The organism is Sporosarcina sp. Y1009 (assembly GCF_057669865.1).
Genome location: NZ_JBYHFO010000013.1, coordinates 1 through 23,614, shown reverse-complemented (window position 1 = coordinate 23,614; position 23,614 = coordinate 1). Strand labels below are relative to the sequence as shown.

Sequence of the window (23,614 nt, the reverse complement as noted above, 5' to 3'; positions counted from 1 at the left end):
TATTCCCCCTATTTTCTAAAATATTCTATCCGCCTATGTAACTCATACCGATTTTTTTGCGGTTTTTTGCGGTTTGTTCGGTCCGCTCATCGGAATAACGATCTACTCTACGTTCCCATACATTTGTAATCTTCTCAAGTAATTCGTCATCTGTTAGGCCATTTCTTATTAATTCACGGAGATCAAACCCTTCCGAAGCAAATAAACAAGTAAAGAATTTACCGTCTGAAGAAAGACGCGCACGCGTACATGATGAACAGAATGATTCTGAAACAGATGTGATAAAACCAACTTCTGCATGATTGTCTTTGTAACGATACCGCTTTGCAACTTCACCGTAATAATGTTGGTCGGTTGGTTCGATTTCATAGACTTCTTTTAGCATTTCGTATATTTCTTTTTTAGTAACGACTTGTTCAAAACTCCAACCATTATCATTTCCGACATCCATAAACTCGATGTATCTGAGCATAATCCCACGCGCTTTGAAATAAGCTGCCATTGGGAGGATTTCACTTTCATTGACACCTTTTTGTACGACCATATTCACTTTAATTTCAAACCCGATTTTTTGCGCGTGTTCAATATTCGCTAAAATGAAATCCGGTTTAATGCCACGTCCATTCATCTTCCCGAAAATTTCAGGATCCAGTGCATCCAGACTCATATTTAATCTCCTCAGCCCCGCATCATATAGCGGCTGTGCATATTGGCGGAGGAGAACCCCATTTGTCGTCAATCCAATATCGTTAATGCCTTCAATTTTTAAGAGCTTTTCAATTAAAACTGGTAGGTCTCTTCTCATTAAAGGTTCACCGCCCGTTAAACGAAGTTTCTCTACGCCGAGCGATGCAAATAATTTCGCAAATCGTTCAATCTCTTCAAATGACAACAGTTCAGTTTTCGGTAAAAAAACATAATCATCACCGAAAACTTCCTTCGGCATACAATACGTGCATCTGAAATTACAGCGGTCTGTAACTGAAATTCGAAGATCTCGAATCGGTCGGCCAAGCTTATCTAGAATTGCTTCCATCTTCTCAGCACCTTTCCAAGTCAATCGGCCTATTTATGTTTGTAAATAGAGGTTTTCCACTACTTACAAGGTTATTTCCATTAACCCAAGTGACATCCAGATCTTGCAATAATTTCATTACACTAAGCTGTTCAGCTAATAGAGCGTCCAGTATCGGTTTTTTCGTTACTTTATTCCAAACCGATACGAGTGGATGATATTTTTCCGCTGCCTGAACAGCCGTTACGCTCCCTTTATGATTCTGTCTAACTCTATTCATTATACTATAATCCACAAAAGGCATGTCACATGGAAGGACTGCGTATATGTCTGCATCAATTGCTTCCATCGCTGAATAAATTCCCGCGAGCGGACCTAATCCAGCTACCATCGGCAAGTCGGTGATCGTATTTACACCGCTTTGAAAACGATCAACCAGTTCTTCCCTTGTCACAACAACGACTTCATCACAAAAAGGTTCTAAAGCTTCGATTGCCCGTTCATAAAAGTATTTAGATTCAACCCGTGCGAATGCTTTAGGGGAACCAAAACGCCTGGATAATCCGCCCGCTAGGACGATACCTACAGTTTTCATCCCCCACTCACCGGCGGAATAAATGCACAAACATCACCAGATTGAATGACATCGTCTTTTAAGGCGTATTCTTCATTCACTGCCACATGGATCATGTCTTTTCCAAATCCAGGATACGTGTCTTCTGCCCAATCGAGTAATTGTTGAACAGTCATCGTTTCCTGGTTTATCGTTTCCTCAGATTTCCCTGTTAGTTCACGAAGACGTGCAAAATAATGTACATTAATCAATTCGGCATCTTCCCTTCACTAGGATATTTTTTTTGAGACCCAATCCACTCTTCGCCGTCTTCCCAAATTTCTTTTTTCCAAATCGGGACGACTTCTTTTAGCCGCTCGATAGCATACTCATTGGCTTCATATGCTGCTTTTCGATGCGGCGAGGAGACTGCAATTAGCACTGCGATATCTGATATCTTCAGTTCTCCGATGCGGTGGACAATAGCCACTTTGATATCCGGCCATTTCTCTTCCATCTCTCCACCAATTTCCGCTAGTTTTTTCTCGGCCATCGGTATATAAGCCTCATAAGCTAAGTATAAGGTCCGAACCCCGTGTGTCCACTCACGTACATTCCCAGTAAAAATGGTCACGGCACCTGCACCTGCATGGAGGACGTAATCCGCATATTTTTGTATGTCAATTGGTGTTTCAACAATTTCATATGGTTTCACTTTATACCCCCTCCTCGAGCCAGTTCAGGAACCAGCTATCGAGTTGTTCTTTATCTGATCGAGCTAGTACTGGTTGAAAATCAGTTTTGGTGTCGTTCTGCTCAACAATAAGTTGGATGTTAGGTAAGTTTTTCAATTCAGTCCAGTCAGATTGACTTCTACTGAGCACAACTTTTTCTCCTAGTTCTTCCTTATATCCTTCTATGAGTAAAATGTCAGGATTTCCGATTGTCGCTATTTCTTTCATTCGCCGGAAATCGAGTTCTTCATTCATATGAAACTGAACGGCTCCGCCGCCGGAGACAGCTGAGACGTCTGCACCGCTTGTTAAGAATTGCATGGAATCAGTCATCGAGTTCGGCATCTCAAGTGGGCTAGGATGCCCGTGATGTTTTAGCACCGCAACCGTTAGCCCTTGCATTTTCGCCAAGCGAATCCAGCGCGTGATGAGCGTCGTTTTACCGCTGTTTTTAAAGCCTACGATGTGTAGTGTTTTCATAGCTCCCATTTGTCGACGCCTTGTTCAACACCTAATAATAAGACATCCACTTCCATCCCTTTTGAATATCCTCGAGTTCCACTAGGAAGAACAATCATGCAGTTTCCGCGTGCAATTGATGAAACCGCACTGGATTTATTAAACCCTGCCGGTACTGCAACAGGCCCTTCTTCGGTCATTTCCCAAATTGCGCGAACGAAACGTGTAAATGGATTCGGCTTTGTGAAATCTTCACCGAGTACAGCTTTCATGCGCGGCATATACGGTTTTTCTGCACCCATCATTCGGAGAATCGCTGGCCGCGTGAACAATTCAAAGCCAGTGAAACAAGCGGATGGGTTCCCGGATAGCCCAAATAACAGCTTCCCTTCAAGAACGGCGACAGTTGTTACACTACCTGGACGCATCGCTACTTTGTTGAATAAAACCTTCGCACCGAGTCGTTCATAAATAGCCGGTAAATAATCATAATCCCCAACCGAAACACCACCTGTCGTGATGACAATATCCGTTTCGGCAAGCGCTTCCTTAACCATATTCGTACAAGCTTCCAAATTGTCTTCGAGCATGCCGTAAGATTTATGTTCGAGTCCCATTCTCGTTAGCTGAGCCGCAATCATCGGTCCATTGGAATTTCGTATTTTGCCGGGTGCGAGATTTTCATCAACACGCAAAAGCTCAGTGCCTGTTGACAATATACTGACTACGGGACGCTTGGCAACTTGAACTTCTGCATAGCCAAACGTTGCGAGGAGTGCGATAGTTCCGGGATGGATAAATGCGCCATTTTCAATTAGCGTCTCACCGTCTTTTGCATCTTCACCTTGATACGATATATTCTCACCCGAAGAAAACGATTTTCGAAGTGTGAATCCGCTTTGTTGCTCCACTGTTTGCTCTAACATCACAACGGCGTCCGCGTTTTCCGGAATCGGTGCGCCTGTCATAATTCGATACGCTTCGCCTTTGCTAATCTTCTGTGTTGCCACATGCCCTGCGCCAATTTCACCGATGACATTGAAGGCTATTCGGTTATCCCCCGAAGCGCCATTTGTATCCGCTGCTCTCACCGCAAATCCGTCATAGGGTGATCGATTGAACGGTGGAACATCATGCTTTGCAATAATTGGTTCGGCTAAAATCCGACCATATGTATGTTCAAGTGCAATTTTCTCTACCCCCATCGGTTGTGCGTGTTCTATGACGAGTTCAATTGCTTTCGCTACTGGAATAGGTTTTCTCATTATAATTCCTCCCTAATTATCATCTGGTATAATAAAGTTAAGTTACGCTGAAAGGAATGATTATTTTGTCTAAACTAACACATTTCAACGAACAGGGTCGTGCTAAAATGGTTGATGTTTCGGATAAGGCAATCACTGTTAGAACCGCGATCGCAAAATCTTCCATTATGTTAAATGAAACGATTTACAGTCAAATTAAAGAAGGTACTAATAAAAAAGGCGATGTTTTGGGTGTTGCACAGATTGCAGCTGTTATGGCCGCTAAAAACACCTCAACCATCATTCCGATGTGTCATCCACTTCCACTTACAGGGATTGATGTTCAGTTTGAATGGGTCATTAATGAACGAGCATCTATCTATGAGGTAATCATCTACGCGGAAGTGAAAACAAAAGGGGTGACAGGTGTCGAAATGGAAGCATTGACCGCCGCCTCAGCCGCTGCACTTACGATTTATGATATGTGCAAAGCCGCTGGTAAAGAAATGGTGATTGGGCCAACGATGTTAATTGAAAAAACGGGTGGTAAAAACGGGGATTATAAGCGTTTGGATGATTGAGAACTTAATCAGGCTTGTAAAGTGATTTTTTTATTCAACTTGAAAATCGGTGCGAAATCGGTGATTTCCGTTGCGGGCGGACGCTTTCCTGCGGGCGAGCGCCAAGCCTCCTCGTCGCCGCCCTCCACTCCAATCAACTACAGATTCCACTTTACAATGAGGGTTTCTCAGTATCCTTCACCCTCAAGGAAGCAGTTCCATCGAATCTATTTTAGCGGACTGTCGCTTTTAATCATCTATTAAGTGTTTCGTAATTTCATGAACAATATGGTGCAATTCCGGTATGACTAGTTTGTCCATTGCTAGTTCTACTGCTTTTACTGAACCTGGGAGCATGTAGACGACTTTGTCATTGATAATCCCCGCTTCTGCTCGGCTTAATAATGCCTTCGATCCAACGTCTTCTGTGTAGCTAATCATGCGGAAAAGTTCTCCGAATCCAGCAATTTTTTTCGTGAAATAGGGTTCGATGGTTTCCGGTGTTACGTCGCGAATTCCAAGTCCTGTTCCGCCTGTTGTAATAATTCCATTGACGTTTGGATTCCGTAACCATTCCTCTATAATCGACTCGATCTCCATTTTATCATCTTGACAAATCCACGTTTCAAAAATCTTATGGCCCGCTGCTTCAAGTTTTTGACGAATCGTCCAACCGCCTCGGTCGTTTGAAACGTTTCTTGTGTCGCTCGTCGTTAGCACGCAAAATACGAGCTGTTTTTCTTGATTATATTCATGCTCTTTTGCCAATACTACCTCTCCTCTTCACCCGAAAAAATGATGATACATCTTCCGTCCAGTCTGAATATCTTTCAATCCATGAATTAAAAGCCTACCATTCGCAAATAAAATACAGCGATAGCCGTCTGAAGTCATTTCAATGAAATAAGGCGTTTTCTTATAAGGATTACCCAGTCGATTGGCTACTCTTTCTGCATCTACTAATGATAGAACACGCTCTTTCTCTGGAATTACTTGAACTGTATCTCGTCCGCAAAGCACAGCGAAGTTCGTTCCGCTGTCTGCCATTAATGATGGGAATATCGGCTTAGGGCCGCATGTTTGACAGTGATCGTTTTTCAGCCGCCCGATACCCGCCTCGACGTTTGTGTTATTCCAAACATCATATGTAAGCAGTTTTTTCCGCATCGCATCATAATTGCCCGAAAGCCATTTCAACGCTTCTGCACTTTGGTGTGCGGCTGTAATTTGAACAGCTGGCGCGATAATTCCGGCGGTATCGCAAGTTTCATTCACTGCAGGCATCACTGGTAAAAGACAACGAAAACACGCTGTTTCACTTGGTATAAAAGGGAAAACAGTACTTGAACTGCCTACACAAGCACCGTATACCCATGGGATATTCAGTTTCCATGCCATATCATTTATGACTAACCGTGTTTCAAAGTTGTCAGTTGCATCGAGAATGATGTCGGCATTTCCTGCAAGTTCTTCTAATAACGGTCCATCGATGTGATTAAGAACCGCTTCAATTTCAATGTCATGTCGTATGGTTTTCAATTGCCGCTTTGCTGCGACTACTTTCGGGGTTCCGTCGATGGCATCTTGTTCGGTAAACAATTGCTGCCTTTGCAAATTCGAAGGCTCCACATAGTCCCGGTCCGCAATGATAAGTTTCCCAATTCCAGCACGAGTGAGCGTTTCTGCAATCACCGTCCCAAGCGCTCCGCATCCAATGAGCAAAGCCGTCGATTGTTGAATCTTGAGTTGTCCTTCTTCACCAATTGGATTGAAAAGCGTCTGTCTTGAATACCGGTTTTGCATCCTCACCCACCCCTTTCTAGAAATTCAAGTTTTGGTAATTAAGAGAATCACTTTGGAAATCTGATAGGACCAAAGCATATTGAACTACATCAAACTCACTCCGGCGTTACATCAGTAAATGTCCCTACGTAACGTATGACATCACCTGAATCATCCTTCACTGCGCTAATTGACAACAGCTCCAAATACTCGTCGCCATTTTTTCGTTTATTCCACAACTTCCCTTGCCACAGACCTTCTTGACCAATTTGCCCCCACATTGTTGTGTAAAATTCTGCGGACTGCCTGCCAGTACTTCGAAATTTTGGATTTCTACCGACAACTTCATCTTCCGTATAGCCAGTTAATCTCGTAAATGCTGGGTTCACAGTTTGAATGGTACCCGTTGGATCTGTTACAACAATACCTTGACCTGTTGAATCGAATACTTCTGCTGCAACCTTGAGTCTATCCATATAATATAGCCAGATGACGAGTACAAGGCTGACAAGTGCAACTTGAGAGAATGCCATAAATCCAATGGAGTATGATCCTGTCATGGAATAGACAGCTGATAATAGAAGCGGTGGGAAAAAACCGCCTAATCCACCCATCATTGAAACAATTCCGTTAACAATACCGGCTTGTTTATTAAAATACATCGGTACTAGCTTGAATATAAGGCCATTCCCTGTCCCTGCACAAACTGCAATAATCATACTTCCTACCGTATACAAACCAATAGACGGCGAGAATGCAAGAACGACTGCGGCACCCGTTAGACCAGCAAAAGTTACCATGAGTAAATTTAATGGTGGGAATTTATCTCCAAGCCATCCTCCAATTGGACGACAAAATGTTGCGACTGCGATAAAACCTGCAGTACGCATACCCGCATCTACTTTTTCAATTCCAAAATAATTGACGAGAAAGTTGGGTAAGAATACTGTGAACGCAACAAATGCACCAAACGTAATGAAATAAAACAAAGAGAAAAACCAAAGCTTTTCATTTTTATAAACGCCCTTTATTTGTTCGCCAATCGGTGTGACTACCTTGACTTCATTTTTATCACCGAAAAAAAAATTCAAAGCTGCAAAAATGAGTAATAGAATCAAATAAAGTTTAACAGTCATTGACCAACCCACTTGTGTTGCGATAACTGGCGCTGCAAAAGTTGATACAGCAGTTCCTATGTTACCGATACCATAGATTCCATTAACGAGCCCATGTTTTTCTTTAGGATAATACTTAGGTAAAGATGTAACACCCACCGAAAACACCGCTCCTCCTATTCCAAGGAAAGTTCCTCCAATGATAAGATCAAGCATTGAAGATGCCGCACTTATGTAGAAAACTGGGAATAGCAGAAGAATAAAACTAATTAAAAAGATCAAGCGTGCACCAATCAGATTTGCATAATAACCAAATGGAATTCGCAAAACAGATCCAAGTACAATTGGAACTGCAGTAACAATTGCTAATTGTTCAGGGGGTATCGTTATATCTTCCACAATAAATGGAAGTAACGAAGAAATGAGAACCCAAACCATAAATCCGACCATACAGTTTAATGTTTGTAATGGTAGTTGTACTTTTTTTATCAATCAACCCACCTACTCTATCTATAGATTTGAGCAATCTGTCTTGACTGATTGCTTAATTTAATTATAAAGCTGTTACTATGCTTATATTAATAGGGGAAAACCCTAAACCTATAAGGATAATGCCTTACTTTAGATAATCGGTGTATAAAGTTGTTCGTACAATTTGTCTTGTTCTTCAATCCGAAGTACATTGTTAACCATTGCGAATAATATCGATTCTTCTTTTACGAAATGAACGGTAATTACTTCGAAAGCTTCTGCTGCGTCATTCACCACTTTTTTCATTTCATCCATCGATAAATGGCTCACATCACCAAGTGTATGATGAAGGAAATGCCCAATGTATGCGTCAATTTCTTCGTGTTCTTCTTCTGTCGCATTCACAGGTCCCTGCTCATCCCCAACGTATTGTTGTAGCATTGGAAATAGATACTTCTCTTCTTTGTCTGTGTGATTCTTAAACGGTTCAATAAAATCAATAATCAGTTTCCTCAATGATTGCAATGCCTCATGGCCCTCTTCAACTGTATAAATATCCCGCTCAAACGCAAGTACAATCGTGTGCCAACCATCCATCAAATAAGATAAATATTGATGCTCATTTTCCAATACACGTAACGCAGGCAATTCGAATTTGAATTTTTTTGTATTCACCATGGAAAACACACCTTCCCCTTAAAAGTCCAGTAGTTTTTTTCGTAAAGCATATTCAATTAGTTCCGGACGACTTTTTAATTTAAGTTTTTCCATTATCCGAGACTTATGCGCTTCTACCGTCTTTACAGAGATAAAAAGCTTTTCGGCAATATCTTTATTCCCATAGCCTTTAGCCGCCAAAGGGAGCACTTCAAGTTCTCTTTTCGTTAAAACTTTAAAAGGATCGTCCTCTGAACCAGTCGTGTCCTGTTTTATAAATTCCCGAACGAGCGATGTTGCCATTGTCGGGTGGATATACGTATCGCCATTGTACACTGTTCGTACTGCCGATAATAACTCTTCATCTGGTGCATTTTTCAAGACATATCCAGATGCGCCGTTTTTCAAAACGTGGAATAAGTATTCTTCATCGTCATGCATCGTTAATATCAGTATTTTCGTATCAGGGAAATCCTCATGAATCTTTCCAGTGGCAATGAGTCCACTTTCTCCTGGCGGCATACTTAGATCCATTAACAAAACATCAGGACGGTGTTTTGCAACTTTTTCATACGCTTCAAGTCCGTCTGCAGCTGTCGCAACAACTTCCATATCACTTTGAAAATTTAAAATATGCATAAAGCCACTACGAACCACTGCATGGTCATCCGCGATAATAATTTTCACAATTCTCCCCCTTCCTCCATCAAAGTACTTGTGAGTGGTATTTTCAAATACACAGTTGTTCCTTTTCCGATTTCAGTTTGAATAGATAACTTGCCTTCAACCAATTCCGCACGTTCTCTCATTCCATATAATCCAAGGCCAGTTCCAATTGAATTCCGTGCATTTAAATCGAACCCGACTCCATTATCTGCGACCGTCAAATTTAGATTTTCAGACTCTTCAAATAGTCGCACTGTAATAACATCTACGCCTGCATATTTCACAGCATTAAATACAGCTTCCTGGCAAACACGATAAACAACGGTTTCAATTTCATCTTCATACCTTTTGGCTTGTAGTTCAGATGTAAACTCAATTACAAATCCATAATTTTTTTCAATCCATTTAAAATGAGTTCTGAATGCAGCCTCGAGTCCCAAATCATCCAATGTTGCAGGTCGCAATTCAACCGATAAAAAGCGAATATCATCTAGTAACCGCATAAGCGAGCCTTCTGTTTGTTGAATTTTCTTTAGCACATCATCATTAATATTCATATATTTTAGCACTCTTAAATCAACAAGCGAACTCAACATTTCTTGTGCAACACTGTCATGCAATTCTCGAGAAATCCGTTTCCGCTCATCTTCTTGTGCTTTAATCACGCTTTTCGTCATGGTATTTTCATTTAACTTCACTTGCGTCTTAATCTGCTTCGTTAAATCCCGCAGCATAAATACGCGAATGCCATTTTCCTCATCAATTGTCTGAAAGCTAGCTGTATACGGCATAATGCCTTTACCATGTGTATCCAAATAGACTTGAAACGAGCTGAAATCATCTTCTGGGCTTACGAGATAGCAAGACTGACAAGTTAGTAATTCCTGTTCATTTGTATAGCCTTGACATGAAATACAAAAAGCATTTTTTTCACCTTCTGCCATGCGGCTTAAAACATCCGGATTGAGGATGAGTTTTGCGGATTCATTCAACGCAATAACTGTCCCTTCACGATTAAAAAAGAAGATGGCTTCAGCAGAATTGTCGTACATTTTCATCAACATATTCGTTAACTGAAAACTCCCGAGTTTGTTCACTGCTTCACCATCTCCTTATTGTAGTAGGGGCCGAATCTCGAGCCTACGGTTTCTTTAAACGCTTCAAATATTTCTTCAGTTAGTACTTTGTCATCTCGATAAGCGACTAACAGCACACCTTTAACACGATTGTATTTATATAGAGGAATTGCACCGAAACTGTTTAAGTTTTCAGCAACAACAATTGGGTAATTATATAAATAACTTGCATTCAGCCCCGTTTTCACATCGCGAATCAGTAATGGCTTACCCGTTTTTAATACGACGCCGGCGACCCCTTTTCCTGTTTGTAATTTGATTCGTTGATAGCGATTACTGTTATTCCCTGTTACATATTCCCATCTGCTTGTAAACCGTTTTTCTGCTGGATGAACTAGCGCCAATGCAACAAAATCAAAATCAAAAAGGCTTTTTATCTGTTCGATATCCTTTTGAAAGTTATATATTTGATGTCCGCTCATAGTAATGCTCCCTATGAGAAAAAAGGCAGTTATGCCCTTTTTCCATTGTAATTACTTCTTTTTGTGTCTTCTATATATAATATAGCTTCTACCAACGTAATTCAAAGGTACACTCCAAACATGAACAAGTCGCGTGAACGGCCACATTGCAAAAATGAGAAATCCCGATAAGACGTGCAACTGAAAAGCCATCGGAACATTTGACATAAAACCTGCTTCAGGTCGGAAGATAAGTAACGATCGGAACCAAATCGAAATCGAATCACGATAATCGAAATCTGGTTGTGTGATGCTCGTTCCAATAACACTGTACATTCCAATAAAAACAATAAAAAGAAGTAACGAGTTAACAATAAGATCTGAAGCCGATGATAATTTACGGACATTGCGAATCGTAAAGCGTCGTGAAGTTAAAATAAGCATCCCTAGAAAAGTAACAACTCCAAAAAAACCGCCACCCCAAATTGCACCCATATGGTACATATGGTCACTGATTCCAACAGCGCGTGTCCATTCTTTCGGAATGCCAAGACCGGCTACATGACCGGCTATAACCGGTATAATCCCGATATGAAAAAGCAAACTCCCAATCATCAACTGTTTTTTCTCAATAAATTCACTTGATTTTGCCGTCCAACCAAATTGATCATTTCGATATCTAAATATGTGCCCGATAATAAATGTCGCCATACAAATGTAAGGAAATATAACCCATAGAAATTGATCACTCACGCTCATGCGCCTCCTGACGAATACAAGACTTGAAGGTTTCCCTCATTCCTTTAATCAGATGAAAATAAGGACTATTATGTTTCTCCAGCGCTTTTAAAAGATGATACGAACCGTCTTCCATAACAGCTAGAAGCATTCCGAAACTTTTGGGTGCTCTATCATCATCAATCCACTCGGCTGCATAAATGAATTCACACATAAGCGGTAAAAAGTCTGATAACTCACCTCCAGGCATATCAAGTCCAAACATTTCATAAAGCACTTTTAACTTCGCAAGCATTTGCCCACGGTCTTTCGCATCTTCATATTTCACATAAGTCATAAACAGTGTCGTTTCCTTCTGGAAATCAAAAGTATATGTATACATTTCCTGAATCTCATCGAAACTGAACTCATGCATTAAGTCCCAATACTTCTTTACATCCGCGTATGCCGGATGGGAAGAGTCAATTGACTCTTCCAAAACCGACGGATGATAAGTGGATTTATCAGGATACGTAAGTTGATTTGCGAAGAAGCCGAATGCTTGTTTTTCATCATACAGCCTCTCTAAATCAATCACGCCAAATCCCCCCGTAGAAGTTCTCTTCATAAATTTGTTTGCCTGTTTTTGTTGGTTCTGACGGTCCGCAACCATCACAACTTCCATCTTCTATACTAATTGGCGCTGCATAGCTGTATGGACTATCCGTTTTCCCCATGCTGTAATCGCCCATTTCTTCGTATCCTGTTGACCCTTGTGAACGATAAGCGTTCATATGGCCTTCTTTGTGAGATGTCGGGATGACAAACCGATCCTCGTATTTCGCAATTGCAAGCAGTCGATACATTTGTTTCGTCTGGTGCGCAGATAAACCAACACGGTCGAGACGCGTTTCATCAAAGTCTTTCCCCGAAGAAACTGCGCGCATATAGGAACGCATCATGGCCATTCGTTGCAATGCTTGTTTCACGGTTTCTGTATCTCCTGCCGTTAACATATTAGCTAAATATTGAATTGGGATTCGCATTTCTTCAATGGCTGGGAAAATCATATCCGGATTTTTGATGGAATCTCTTCCTTCAAAATAATTCATAATTGGACTAAGTGGTGGAACATACCAAACCATTGGTAATGTGCGATATTCAGGGTGTAACGGGAACGCAAGTTTATATTCAATTGCTAGTTTATAAACGGGTGAGTTTTGTGCCGCTTCAATCCACTCTTCCGATATCCCGTCTTTTCTTGCTTGTTCAATCACTTCAGGATCAGATGGGTCAAGGAATAAATCACATTGCGCTTTGTATAAATCTTTTGGATCTGGTGTTGATGCAGCTTCTAAAACACGGTCCGCATCATATAAAAGGACACCAAGATAACGAATTCGACCCGTACATGTTTCTGAACAAACTGTTGGTAAACCTGACTCAATGCGCGGAAAACAGAATGTGCATTTCTCCGCTTTATTTGTTTTCCAGTTGAAGTATACTTTTTTGTATGGGCAGCCGGTCATGCAATAACGCCAGCCTCGACAAGCTTCTTGGTCGACAAGTACGATTCCGTCTTCTTCACGTTTGTACATCGCACCCGATGGACATGATGCAACACAACTCGGATTGAGACAGTGTTCACATAATCTTGGTAAATACATCATAAAAGCTTGTTCAAAATTGAATTTGATTTCCTCTTCAATTTTTTCGATGTTTGGATCTTTCGGACCTGTAATATGCGCACCTGCAAGCTGGTCTTCCCAGTTAGGGCCCCATTCCAAATCCATATACTCGCCCGTGACGACGGATTTTGCCCGTGCTACGGGTGTATGTTCACTATCGCCCGCCATCGTTAGTTTCTCGTAATCATATGTCCACGGTTCATAGTAGTCTTTCATTTCAGGCATATCCGGGTTGTAAAATATTTTCCCCAGTGCAATTTTCGATAGTTTTGAACCTGATTTCAGTTCGAGTTTTCCTTTTTTATTGACTTGCCAGCCGCCTTTATAAAGCTCTTGGTCTTCCCATCTCTTTGGATAACCAATTCCAGGCTTTGTTTCAACGTTGTTAAACCACATATACTCTGCACCTTCACGGTTCGTCCAAGTCGTTTTACATGTGACACTGCATGTGTGGCATCCGATACATTTGTCTAGATTCATAACCATTGCTACTTGCGCTTTAATTTTCAAGCCAGTTTACCTCCTTCATCTTGCGGACTGCGACGTAAACGTCCCGCTGATTTCCGATTGGTCCATAGTAGTTGAATCCGTAACTTAGTTGCGCATATCCGCCGACCATTTGCGTTGGTTTCATGTGAATACGTGTTGGTGCGTTATGGCTTCCGCCGCGTTCGTCTGTAATTTCTGAACCTGGAACTTGAATATGTTTATCTTGTGCATGATACATAAACATGGTTCCTTTCGGCATTCTGTGACTGACAACGGCACGTGCTGTGACGACACCATTTCGGTTGTATACTTCGAGCCATTGGTTGTCATCAATATCATGTTCGGCTGCATCCACATCTGAAATCCAGACGGTCGGTCCCCCGCGGAATAATGTGAGCATATGCTGGTTATCTTGGTAAGTTGAATGGATATTCCACTTTCCGTGCGGTGTTAAATACCGTAATACGAGCGAATCTACTCCACCTATAATTTGTTTATCACGCGGTCCGAATACCATTGGCGGTAACGTCGGTTTGTAAACAGGTAATGCTTCTCCGAAATCTAGGAATAGTTCATGATCGATATAGAAATGTTGTCGACCTGTTAACGTTCTAAACGGTACTAGACGTTCGATATTTGTCGTAAATGGTGAATAACGACGTCCGAGTTTATTGGACCCTGAAAATACAGGTGTCGGAATTACTTCTCGCGGTTGTGCAGTAATGCTGGCAAATGTGAATTTCTCTGCAGCACGGTCAGCTGAGATGTCTTTTAGCTCAACACCTGTATCTTCTTCCGCAGCGATAAATGCCTTTTGAGAAACTCTTCCATTTGTAGCTGAAGACAATGTTAACATGGCCTCGGCTGCCTGTTTTGCAGTGTGAAGCTTCGGTAGTCCATTTTTTATTGTCTCGTCGAAATAGGCCCCGTTGATACCTTTTAGTTGTTCGTATTCGTCTTGAACGGAGAAGCTTACACCGTGTGCACCCACTTTTCCTGTTGAAAGTAGTGGACCGAGTGTGACGTATTTATCGTAAATTTGTGTGTAATCTCGCTCAACGATTGTCATTGCTGGCATTGTTTTCCCTGGAATTGCTTCAACTTCGCCTTTTTTCCAGTCTTTTACTTCGCCATATGGTTGCGCGATTTCTTGAATTGAATCATGAGCAAGTGGCGTTGTTACAAGATCTTTGTAAACGCCTGGTAGATGAACTTTTGCCATGTTGGAAAAGGTTTCCGCAAGCGATCTATAAATATCCCAGTCCGAGCGTGATTCCCATAATGGATCAACAGCTGGATTAAATGGATGGACAAATGGATGCATATCCGTTGATGAAAGATCATGTTTCTCATACCAAGTTGCAGCAGGGAGAACAACGTCCGCATACATCGGTGTTGCTGTCATTCTAAAATCTAGTGCGACAAGTAAATCGAGTTTCCCTTCCACTTCGTCTCGCCAAGTCATTTCCTCTGGTTTTAATTCATCATTTACCGTAGCGAGTAGACCATCCGATGCGCCAAATAGATGTTTCATGAAGTACTCTTGTCCTTTAGCAGAACTTGAAACTAGGTTTGAACGCCAAACGAACAGAGAGCGCGGAAAGTTTTCAGGTGCGCCTGGATCTTCAACTGCAAATTCCGTTTCACCAGATTTAATTTGCGCGAGTGTATGGGCGACAATATCTTCAGTAGACGTCTTCCCTTCTTTTGCCGCTTCTTCTGCAAAGGCTAGGCTGTTCTTATTGAATTGCGGATAAGATGGTAGCCATCCCAATCTTGCCGCCAGCACATTGTAGTCTGCAGGATGTTCATAACGCGGTTTTCCTTCTGTTGGTGACATCAAAAGATCAGCGCCCATTTCCTCGTATTTCCACTGGTCAGTTGCGAAGTAGAAATAGGATGTCGCGTTTTGAAGTCGAGGCGGTGCTTGCCAATCTCGTGCAAATGCAATTGTGCTCCAGCCTTCGATTGGACGACATTTTTCTTGGCCAACATAATGAGCCCAGCCTCCGCCGTTTACACCTTGAGAAGCAGTTAATGTGACTAAGTTTAAAATAGCACGATAAATCGTATCACTATTAAACCAGTGGTTAATCCCGGCACCCATGATTATCATGGATCGACCGCCAGTATCTAGCGCATTTTGCGCGAATTCACGAGCGATTTGCGTGACGAGTTCTGGTTTAACATTTGTAATTTTCTCTTGCCATGCCGGTGTGTAAAACGATTCCGCATCGTCATAACCCGATGCTTCAAGCTCGCTACCAATTCGATTTACGCCGTATTGACTTAACATTAAATCGTGTACAGTTGTTACAAGTCGTTCTGATCCATCAGCCATTTTCACTTTTTTCGCTGGGATTGGACGTTTGAAAGTTCCATTCGCAACATTATCGAAGTAAGGAAAAACTATTTCTGTCCATTCTGCATCATGGTTGGCAATCGATAAAGCTGGTTCGACGCGCGTTCCATCTTCGTTATCAAGAATCAGATTCCATTTCTTATCTTCTTCCCATCGTTGCCCCATTGTTCCGTTCGGTACAATGATTTCATTTGATGTTTCATCGAAAATAACCGGTTTCCATTCCGCATGTTCGGAATTACTTCCCAGATCACTTGCGCGTAGAAAACGACCTGCTTTATACGTGTCTTCATATTCATCTAGTGCAATTAGGAAAGGCATATCTGTATATTGCTTTGCATAATTCAAAAACATTGGTTCTTGACGTTTTTCATAAAACTCATCTAGAATTACATGAGTCATCGCTTGGGCTACTGCGGCGTCTGAACCTGGATCTGCTGCAATCCAATCATCTGCATGGACAACACTTTCTGCATAATCCGGTGCAACCGATACGACTTTTGTTCCTTTGTAACGAACTTCGGTCAAGAAGTGAGCATCAGGTGTTCTTGTAAGTGGAACGTTTGAACCCCACATGATAATGTATCCGGAGTTATACCAGTCACTGGATTCTGGTACATCCGTCTGCTCTCCCCAAATCTGTGGTGATGCGGGCGGTAAATCTGCATACCAGTCATAGAAACTAAGCATTTCTCCACCAAGTAACGATAGAAATCTGGCACCCGATGCATAACTAACCATTGACATCGCTGGAATTGGTGTAAAACCTGCGATGCGATCAGGTCCATATTTTTGAATTGTGTAGATGAGTTGGGCAGAAATCAGCATGGTTGCATCACGCCAATTCACACGAACGTGCCCGCCTTTTCCACGAGCTTTTTTATATTCGACTGCTTTTTGTGGATCTTCGACAATGCTTGCCCATGCTTTTACAGGATCTTTTAGTTCTGATAAAGACTGATTCCACATGCGCCACAGTTTTCCTCGTATGTATGGATATTTCACACGAAGTGGACTATATTCATACCATGAAAATGATGCCCCTCGTGGACAACCGCGTGGTTCGAATTCAGGCATTTCAGGTCCACAAGAAGGATAGTCGATTTGTTGGTTTTCCCATGTGATAATTCCGTTTTTAACAAATACCTTCCAACTACAGGAGCCTGTACAGTTGACACCGTGCGTTGTTCGAACAACTTTGTCATGGGACCAACGTTGACGATACATGTTTTCCCAATCACGATTTTTTTCTTCTAAAATAGACCAATTTCCATTGAAACGTTCAATCGGCTTAAAATAATTCAATCCAAAACTTTTCTTTTTCTGTTTTTGCATCGGACCAAACAACTCCTTTTAGAATGACTTACACATTCATCTATCTTTCATTATAAAGATATGACCTAGCAGGTTCCTATTAGGGTAAGTCCTATTTCTAATAGGGAATACCCTTATTTGGTTACTAGTATGCAAGTTTTGTTTAAATAACTGAAAATTCCTTATCAACTGATAGTAGATAGCGAGTCGGGGGTATTTTGTGGTGGTGGTGGTGGGAAGTTCTTTATTCGAGAACGTTTCTTTCTTTACTTAAAGCGTTGCCTTCTGGCGGGAAAACGTTGCCTTCTCGGGATGAAACGTTGCCTTCTCTTGGGAACGTTTCCTTCTTTACATAAAGCGTTGCCTTCTGGCGGGAAAACGTTGCCTTCTCAGGATGGAGCGTTTCCTTCTTTAGTCGAAACGTCGCCTTCTCATGAGAACGTTTCTTTCTTCACTTAAAGCGTTGCCATGCCGGGACGAAGTGTTTCCTTCTCATGCAAAAAACCGCCCTCTAGAATAATAAAGGGCGGTTGTTTATAAAATTTGACGCAATTCGGTTCATGTCCAACGTTTTTGCATTACATTGCTAGAGTAAGTCCTCTTTTCGCACAGTGATGCCCTTTGCAATTAGGTCGCTTTACAGATCATCGAATCCGTTTAAATCACTAGTTTTAACATACTGCCTAGAGGATTGTTCGAAGAAATCTGTTTTTGTGTCGTCGAAACTATCGACATAAGCCTTAATCCATCTCATTGGGTTGTCGGTGAACTCAGGATAGATTTCGTCGAGTCCTAACATGCGCAGCATTTTATTGGCGCGGTATTTAATGTAGCCTTCCATTTCTTCGAGGTCAATCCCCTCGATATCAGCTAACACATATTGACTCCATGCGACTTCTTGTTCGACGGAGTGTCGGAATTGATCGTAAATCCATTCGGTAAACTCGTCGGTATTGTATTCTGGATTCTCCGCCAATGCTGCGCGGAATATGTCGCTAATTGCTTTTCCGTGTTGGAGTTCATCGCGGTTAATATACGACACCATCGTTGATGTTCCGACCATTTTCTGGTTGCGCGCTAAATTGTAGAAGAATGCAAAACCGCTATAGAAAAATAATCCTTCAAGTAAAGTCGTATACACCATCGCCTTTAATGCAGACTCAATCGTTGGTCTTTCTGCAAACTCGTTATAAACGTTGACGATGCGTTCATTTCTACGCATTAAAACCTCATCGGTTCGTCCCATTTCAAATGACGCGATTTGCTTATCTAACGTTGTTACGGATGAAAGTACATAAGCGTAGCTATGGTTATGTTCGCTTTCCTGATCAGCAATGGTGGCCATTAGTGATTTGACGGAGGGATCGGTTGTAAAATGTGAAAGTTTTAGCGCGATATCCGTTTGTGGACCATCTAGCGTTGCCAATAAACCGATTATTTTCAAGAACGCATCCTGTTCGCGTGTTGTCAGCGTGGAAAACTGCTTGACGTCTTGTGTCATATCGACTTCATTTGCCGTCCAAAATAAGGAACGGATTTGTTGTCTTAGTTTATAAAAGTGAGGATGTGCAAGGTCATTCCAATTTAGAATTCCACTTGCTTTCCCGCCGAAAATAGCGGTTGATTTATTTGGGTTTGCTGGATTTAATACTTTTACTCGTGTTAGTGTGACCATTGTTTGATTACCCCTTCCGTCCAATTTATTACATCGGTTTCCTGTGTTCCTCTTGGACTTTGTTCGATTTTTAGCGTTGCATATTTCGACTCGTAAAAGCGTGCTAACTTTACTGCAGCACTACAAAATAATGCATCTCCGCCGAACTGCGTGTCACCTGTTCCAAAAACGTAAACATTCGGTGGTTTATAGCCTACTTCAGCGACGAAATCCTTCACTTCATCTGGCGTTGCACCTTTGTCCCATGTAAATGAGCCAATAATGAGTGCATCAAATTCGGTTACGTCGGGAATCGGTCCCGTACCAATTCTGTACCGGGTTACCTCGATATCCGATTTCAAGAAGACCTCTTCAATAAGTTCCGCAACTTCCTCAGTGTTTCCACTCCAAGTTGCATAAGCGATTAAGAATGACACCATTCACACTCCGCAATATCGGTCGCACTTGAACGTGTATAATAAGTAGTTTTCATGCCAGACTTCCATGCTTGGATATGCAAGTCGAGTAGTACGGATGCACGAATTGTATTCGGGACGTAAATATTAAAGGAAATCGCCTGATCAATATGGCGTTGTCTTGCTGCATTTTGTTTAACTGACCAACGTTGATCGACAATATATGCCGATCGTCTGTAAATGTCATACGTATTATGATCTAAATCAGGTGCTACTGTTGGGAGCTTATAATCTTTTTTCTCCTCATGGAAAAATGGTTTAAAAATCGGGTCAATGGAAGCTGTCGAACCCGCGATGACTGACGTTGATGAGTTTGGAGCAACTGCCATTAAATAGCCATTTCGCATGCCATTAATCGCAACTTCGAAACGCAGTTCACGCCATTCTTTTGAGGTATATCCTTTGTTTTCAAAGTAATCCCCTGTCTGCCAGTCAGATCCTTCGAATAAAGGATACGCCCCCTTTTCTTTTGATAATTCCATTGAAGCCGAAATTGTTAAGTAAGCAATACGTTCATATAATTCATCCGCGTAATCTACGGCTTCATTTGATTCCCATTGAATATTTTTAAGTGCTAGTAAATGATGCCAGCCAAATGTCCCGAGTCCGATTCCACGGTATCTTGAATTTGTTCGCGCTGCTTGTACAACTGGGATTTTATTCAAATCAATGACATTATCAAGCATACGCACTTGAATTTTAATAAGACGGTCCAAGACATCAGCTGGAACTGCACGTCCAAGGTTGATGGAAGATAAGTTACAAACGACAAAATCACCTGGTTTTGAACGGGTAACGACAATATCATCTTCAAGTGTGACGGATTCAAATTCTGTTGCGCTCATATTTTGCGTGATTTCTGTACAAAGATTCGACGAATAAATCATGCCTTCGTGTTTATTCGCGTTGGCACGATTCACTTCATCGCGGTAAAACATGAACGGCACGCCGGTTTCCAGTTGGCTACGTAATATACGCTTCATCAAATCAATTGCCGGGACAGTTTCTCGACTTAGTTCAGGATGATTTACACATTCCGCATACTTTTCACGGAATGAACCTTCGCCGCGTTTTTCATCGTAGGAATCTTCAAGTGAATACCCCATAACTTCTCGGACTTCATGCGGATCAAATAGATGCCACTCTCCGCGTGCTTCGACTTGTTCCATATAAATATCCGGTAAACAAACGCCTGTGAAAATATCATGTGCACGCATGCGCTCGTCCCCGTTGTTTAATTTCAAATCGAGGAACGTGAAAATGTCTTTGTGGAAAACATCTAGATAAACGGCAATTGCACCTTGTCTTTGACCGAGTTGATCGACACTTACCGCAGTATTATTCAATTGTTTAATCCACGGGAGGACCCCGCTTGACGCGCCTTTGAATCCGCGAATCGAGGAACCGCGACTTCGCACTTTCCCCATATAAACACCGATGCCGCCGCCGTATTTCGACAAGTTTGCGATATCTGTATTACTGTCATAAATGCCCTGCAAAGAATCGTCGACCGTGTCGATAAAACAACTCGACAACTGACCATGTGGTTTACCTGCATTCGACAATGTCGGTGTGGCAACGGTCATATATAAATTGCTCATCGCCCAGTAAGATTCTGCCACTTTTTCAAGACGATTTTCTGTTTCGTCCTGCATAAGCGTCATCGCGATAACGAGCCAACGTTCTTGTGGAAGCTCAACTGGTTTTTTATTGAAATCAACCGCAACGTAACGATCAATAAATGTTTTCAGACCAATGTATGTAAATAACTTGTCTCGTTCAGGATCGATTACATTACCAAGATGATTTAGGTCTTCTGTCGTATACTTTTCAGTTAAAACTGGTGTATACAAGCCTTTTTCCACCAGGTTTTCTACATGACCAGCAAAATCGGAATAGACCGCTTTGCCTCGCTGAAATTCTTCGTCGGAATAGACTTCATGAAGGTAAATCCGTGCAGCAACAAACGTCCAATAGGTTTCGTCTTCTGCGACAAAACTGATTGCCTCCAGCACCATTGCCTTCGCCCATTCTGAATGTTGTCCTTCAGGATGTTTTGCATTCCAACGATCACTGACTTTAAGTAGCGGAGCTATTTTTTGCTCTCCATACTCGTTTTGCAATTCATGTAGTAATTGTTCGATCTGTGTAGTTTTAATTTTTGTTGTCATGATATTCCGTCTCCTCCCAATAATGTACATATAAAAAAGCGATAGGTCCGCCTCTTCGGCAGAGCTATCGCTCATGGATTTTTTTAAGTTGGAAACGGAATGTGGTCCCATGTATATTCTTCAAGAGTAAGAAGATAGACGGAAGGAACCCGCTCGCTTCCACCTCTCAACCCCCGAAGAAAGTGTTGCTTGACGATGAAAGGCAGGTCTCCTGGCTCACGCATCAAACTTCCGCCTAAACCTTCCCATGAATTTCTCCACAGTGGCTTTTTTCGGCGGTCGTCCGCGTTTACAGTTGCGGGGACAGCTCCGGATTCTCCGGATTCCCTTTTAAACCGATATCGGTACCATTCCATCGTTAAGTACTATATGTTGTGCTTTGTTAACTACATATACCCTAACATATGGTGTTTTAATCGTAAATAGGCAAAAAGTTTTTCGTGTGCAAGTCAATCACTTATCAACATATCCACAGGTTGTTTATCCACAATTGGTTAATTGTCAACATACTCTTTGATGCCATAGAAATAATAGTTATTAACACATAAAAAATTGTTCATATTATTTTTTATGCATTAAGTCCTTCTACATTTCATCTATCCGACTATTAAAATAGTCAATTTGACAATTATAGTTGTCATTATGACTATAAAAGCATACAATTTGAAGTAAGAGGGGGAAATGCGATGGCGATATTACTTAATCGTTTGAAAGAATTACGCGCTAGAGATGGGCTAAGTCAAACTGAGTTGGCAAAGTTAACCGAATCCTCAAGACAGACAATCAGTTTAATTGAACGAGGCGATTATTTACCGTCAATTTTAATTGCGATGAAAATCGCGAAAGTATTCCAACTGCCTGTGGACGAAGTTTTTTCAATAAGGGAGGAATAGAAATGAAGAAAAGGAAAGGTTCACTAAACCTTTTTACGGCTATTGGGATCGCGTTTATTTTCGGTTTGATTGTTATATTATTGGATGCGCTTAGCCCCATCGTGCCATTCGAAAAAGAATTGATGGCCTTTATAATGTTCGCTATATTACTTGTCATGTCCATTCGTATCGGATTGATTTGGAATCAAGCCGACGCAAAGGAAAGTCCCGGATTCAACATCGATGAACTTGATGCTAGAAAGGAAAAAATTGCTCATAAATTTGTCGGCTCTACTTCTTTATTGTTAATCGTTGGGGCTACCTGTTTTTTCATCATCGGACTAGAATGGGGTTTAAGTGATAACTTACTTGCAGGCGTAATTACTACTTCATTTTTAACAATTTTCATTTTTGCGATCTTTGCTCAAATGAGAGCTGTTGAGTTTCATAACAAATACAGTCCTGCGGCAATCGTAAACTTGAAACGAATAGACGGATACAAAGAAATTTTTGAACATCTGGATGAAGGAGAAAAGTTTGAGCAATATCGCGTTGCGTATAGTGCCTTCTATGCCATGAACTTACTATTTCCCGCTACACTTCTCACCCTATTTATTGTCTCTATTGCTTCCAGTCCACAATACGTCGCAATCTTGGCAGTCGGTATACTTTGGTTCATCATGTATATGATTTACTACCGCGAAGGTGCAAAATCACACTAAATTCCCATAATATATGTTTTAGAACTATCGAGTTTATAGAAAAGACTAATAACTATATTGACGTAAAAGCGAATGCTTGCTATAGTCAACTACAACATCTTGGATGAAGAGAGTAGCAATCATTTCTTTTTTAGCGAACTAGGGACAGTGAAAGCCTAGCAAAGGATGCTTGTGAACCGCACTTCGGAGATGCTTTTCTGCATCCATTAGGAAAAGTCGGTGTCTCGCCGTTATGAGGAAGTGGCCCCATCACGGGGAAGTTGAGTGGTACCGCGGAAGTTATGCTTTCGCCTCATTTATTTGAGGCGAAGGCTATTTTTATCCCGCATTAACGGGCAGTAAGACGCCCACCTCAA

General features: G+C 41.6%; 23 protein-coding genes, 1 riboswitch and 1 other annotated feature. Of the genes, 3 read left to right on the top strand and 20 right to left on the bottom strand.

Translation table 11 applies throughout. The annotated features are described in order from the left end of the window. Positions 1–25 precede the first annotated feature (25 nt). From moaA to AC25Y1_RS14525, 6 genes are read right to left on the bottom strand one after another with little or no spacing between them, the layout of a single operon-like run. Complete coding sequence (moaA, locus tag AC25Y1_RS14550; RefSeq protein WP_488148724.1) at positions 26–1,036, bottom strand: GTP 3',8-cyclase MoaA; 1,011 nt, start codon at positions 1,034–1,036, stop codon at positions 26–28. A gap of 4 nt (positions 1,037–1,040) precedes the next feature. After that, positions 1,041–1,610: a molybdenum cofactor guanylyltransferase gene (gene mobA, locus AC25Y1_RS14545; RefSeq protein WP_488148723.1), complete on the bottom strand. Its 570-nt coding sequence runs from the start codon at positions 1,608–1,610 to the stop codon at positions 1,041–1,043. After that, positions 1,607–1,840 carry a molybdopterin converting factor subunit 1 gene (moaD, locus tag AC25Y1_RS14540; protein WP_488148722.1) on the bottom strand — a complete coding sequence of 78 codons (234 nt, stop codon included), beginning with the start codon at positions 1,838–1,840 and terminating at the stop codon, positions 1,607–1,609. The genes mobA and moaD overlap by 4 nt, the downstream gene beginning before the upstream one ends. After that, positions 1,837–2,283 (bottom strand): molybdenum cofactor biosynthesis protein MoaE, encoded by a 447-nt coding sequence (locus AC25Y1_RS14535; protein WP_488148721.1) that lies wholly within the window; start codon positions 2,281–2,283, stop codon positions 1,837–1,839. Before AC25Y1_RS14535 ends, moaD begins: the two co-directional genes overlap by 4 nt. Position 2,284: 1 nt before the next feature. Then, complete coding sequence (mobB, locus tag AC25Y1_RS14530) at positions 2,285–2,782, bottom strand: molybdopterin-guanine dinucleotide biosynthesis protein B (RefSeq protein ID WP_488148720.1); 498 nt, start codon at positions 2,780–2,782, stop codon at positions 2,285–2,287. Then, complete coding sequence (locus AC25Y1_RS14525) at positions 2,779–4,026, bottom strand: molybdopterin molybdotransferase MoeA (RefSeq protein WP_488148719.1); 1,248 nt, start codon at positions 4,024–4,026, stop codon at positions 2,779–2,781. The genes mobB and AC25Y1_RS14525 overlap by 4 nt, the downstream gene beginning before the upstream one ends. Before the next feature lie 65 nt (positions 4,027–4,091). Here AC25Y1_RS14525 and moaC point away from each other — a divergent pair, with 65 nt between their 5' ends. After that, positions 4,092–4,586, top strand: a complete 495-nt coding sequence (moaC, locus tag AC25Y1_RS14520; protein WP_488148718.1) for a cyclic pyranopterin monophosphate synthase MoaC — start codon at positions 4,092–4,094, stop codon at positions 4,584–4,586. A 228-nt stretch (positions 4,587–4,814) separates the two neighbouring features. On the opposite strand, the gene AC25Y1_RS14515 is transcribed toward moaC, so the two are convergent. The 14 genes from AC25Y1_RS14515 to AC25Y1_RS14450 all read right to left on the bottom strand — a co-directional run bounded on the left by AC25Y1_RS14515 (position 4,815) and on the right by AC25Y1_RS14450 (position 21,664). Further along, positions 4,815–5,333 carry a MogA/MoaB family molybdenum cofactor biosynthesis protein gene (locus tag AC25Y1_RS14515; protein WP_488148717.1) on the bottom strand — a complete coding sequence of 173 codons (519 nt, stop codon included), beginning with the start codon at positions 5,331–5,333 and terminating at the stop codon, positions 4,815–4,817. A gap of 15 nt (positions 5,334–5,348) precedes the next feature. Next, entirely contained in the window at positions 5,349–6,368 is a 1,020-nt protein-coding gene (locus tag AC25Y1_RS14510) for a ThiF family adenylyltransferase (RefSeq protein ID WP_488148716.1), read from the bottom strand. A gap of 95 nt (positions 6,369–6,463) precedes the next feature. Continuing rightward, positions 6,464–7,954, bottom strand: coding sequence for an MFS transporter (locus AC25Y1_RS14505; RefSeq protein WP_488148715.1), 1,491 nt, complete (start codon positions 7,952–7,954; stop codon positions 6,464–6,466). Positions 7,955–8,083: 129 nt separating this feature from the next. Then, positions 8,084–8,611 (bottom strand): hemerythrin domain-containing protein, encoded by a 528-nt coding sequence (locus AC25Y1_RS14500; RefSeq protein ID WP_488148714.1) that lies wholly within the window; start codon positions 8,609–8,611, stop codon positions 8,084–8,086. 18 nt (positions 8,612–8,629) lie between these two features. Then, the gene (locus AC25Y1_RS14495; protein ID WP_488148713.1) at positions 8,630–9,277 is read right to left on the bottom strand and encodes a response regulator; all 648 of its coding nucleotides are present in this window, start codon (positions 9,275–9,277) and stop codon (positions 8,630–8,632) included. Continuing rightward, positions 9,274–10,353, bottom strand: coding sequence for a sensor histidine kinase (locus AC25Y1_RS14490; RefSeq protein ID WP_488148712.1), 1,080 nt, complete (start codon positions 10,351–10,353; stop codon positions 9,274–9,276). Before AC25Y1_RS14490 ends, AC25Y1_RS14495 begins: the two co-directional genes overlap by 4 nt. After that, positions 10,350–10,814 (bottom strand): GAF domain-containing protein, encoded by a 465-nt coding sequence (locus AC25Y1_RS14485; RefSeq protein ID WP_488148711.1) that lies wholly within the window; start codon positions 10,812–10,814, stop codon positions 10,350–10,352. The genes AC25Y1_RS14490 and AC25Y1_RS14485 overlap by 4 nt, the downstream gene beginning before the upstream one ends. Positions 10,815–10,865: 51 nt before the next feature. Beyond that, a complete protein-coding gene (gene narI, locus AC25Y1_RS14480) occupies positions 10,866–11,552 on the bottom strand; it encodes a respiratory nitrate reductase subunit gamma (RefSeq protein ID WP_488148710.1) in 687 nt (228 codons plus the stop codon). Continuing rightward, complete coding sequence (locus tag AC25Y1_RS14475) at positions 11,539–12,108, bottom strand: nitrate reductase molybdenum cofactor assembly chaperone (protein ID WP_488148709.1); 570 nt, start codon at positions 12,106–12,108, stop codon at positions 11,539–11,541. Before AC25Y1_RS14475 ends, narI begins: the two co-directional genes overlap by 14 nt. Continuing rightward, positions 12,101–13,708: a nitrate reductase subunit beta gene (gene narH, locus AC25Y1_RS14470; RefSeq protein WP_488148708.1), complete on the bottom strand. Its 1,608-nt coding sequence runs from the start codon at positions 13,706–13,708 to the stop codon at positions 12,101–12,103. Before narH ends, AC25Y1_RS14475 begins: the two co-directional genes overlap by 8 nt. Beyond that, positions 13,698–17,384, bottom strand: a complete 3,687-nt coding sequence (locus AC25Y1_RS14465; protein WP_488148707.1) for a nitrate reductase subunit alpha — start codon at positions 17,382–17,384, stop codon at positions 13,698–13,700. Before AC25Y1_RS14465 ends, narH begins: the two co-directional genes overlap by 11 nt. A gap of 616 nt (positions 17,385–18,000) precedes the next feature. Further along, a complete protein-coding gene (locus AC25Y1_RS14460) occupies positions 18,001–19,038 on the bottom strand; it encodes a ribonucleotide-diphosphate reductase subunit beta (protein ID WP_488148706.1) in 1,038 nt (345 codons plus the stop codon). After that, positions 19,026–19,454 (bottom strand): flavodoxin, encoded by a 429-nt coding sequence (locus AC25Y1_RS14455; protein WP_488148705.1) that lies wholly within the window; start codon positions 19,452–19,454, stop codon positions 19,026–19,028. Before AC25Y1_RS14455 ends, AC25Y1_RS14460 begins: the two co-directional genes overlap by 13 nt. Then, the gene (locus AC25Y1_RS14450) at positions 19,442–21,664 is read right to left on the bottom strand and encodes a ribonucleoside-diphosphate reductase subunit alpha (RefSeq protein ID WP_488148704.1); all 2,223 of its coding nucleotides are present in this window, start codon (positions 21,662–21,664) and stop codon (positions 19,442–19,444) included. Before AC25Y1_RS14450 ends, AC25Y1_RS14455 begins: the two co-directional genes overlap by 13 nt. A 184-nt stretch (positions 21,665–21,848) precedes the next feature. Next, positions 21,849–22,032, bottom strand: a riboswitch (cobalamin riboswitch). 318 nt (positions 22,033–22,350) lie between these two features. On the opposite strand from AC25Y1_RS14450, the gene AC25Y1_RS14445 reads away from it, so the two are divergent. Together AC25Y1_RS14445 and AC25Y1_RS14440 are read left to right on the top strand one after the other, a co-directional pair. After that, positions 22,351–22,557, top strand: coding sequence for a helix-turn-helix transcriptional regulator (locus tag AC25Y1_RS14445; RefSeq protein WP_488148703.1), 207 nt, complete (start codon positions 22,351–22,353; stop codon positions 22,555–22,557). 2 nt (positions 22,558–22,559) lie between these two features. Then, positions 22,560–23,258, top strand: coding sequence for a DUF3169 family protein (locus AC25Y1_RS14440; RefSeq protein WP_488148702.1), 699 nt, complete (start codon positions 22,560–22,562; stop codon positions 23,256–23,258). 91 nt (positions 23,259–23,349) lie between these two features. Then, positions 23,350–23,556, top strand: a binding site (T-box leader). Positions 23,557–23,614: the final 58 nt, after the last annotated feature.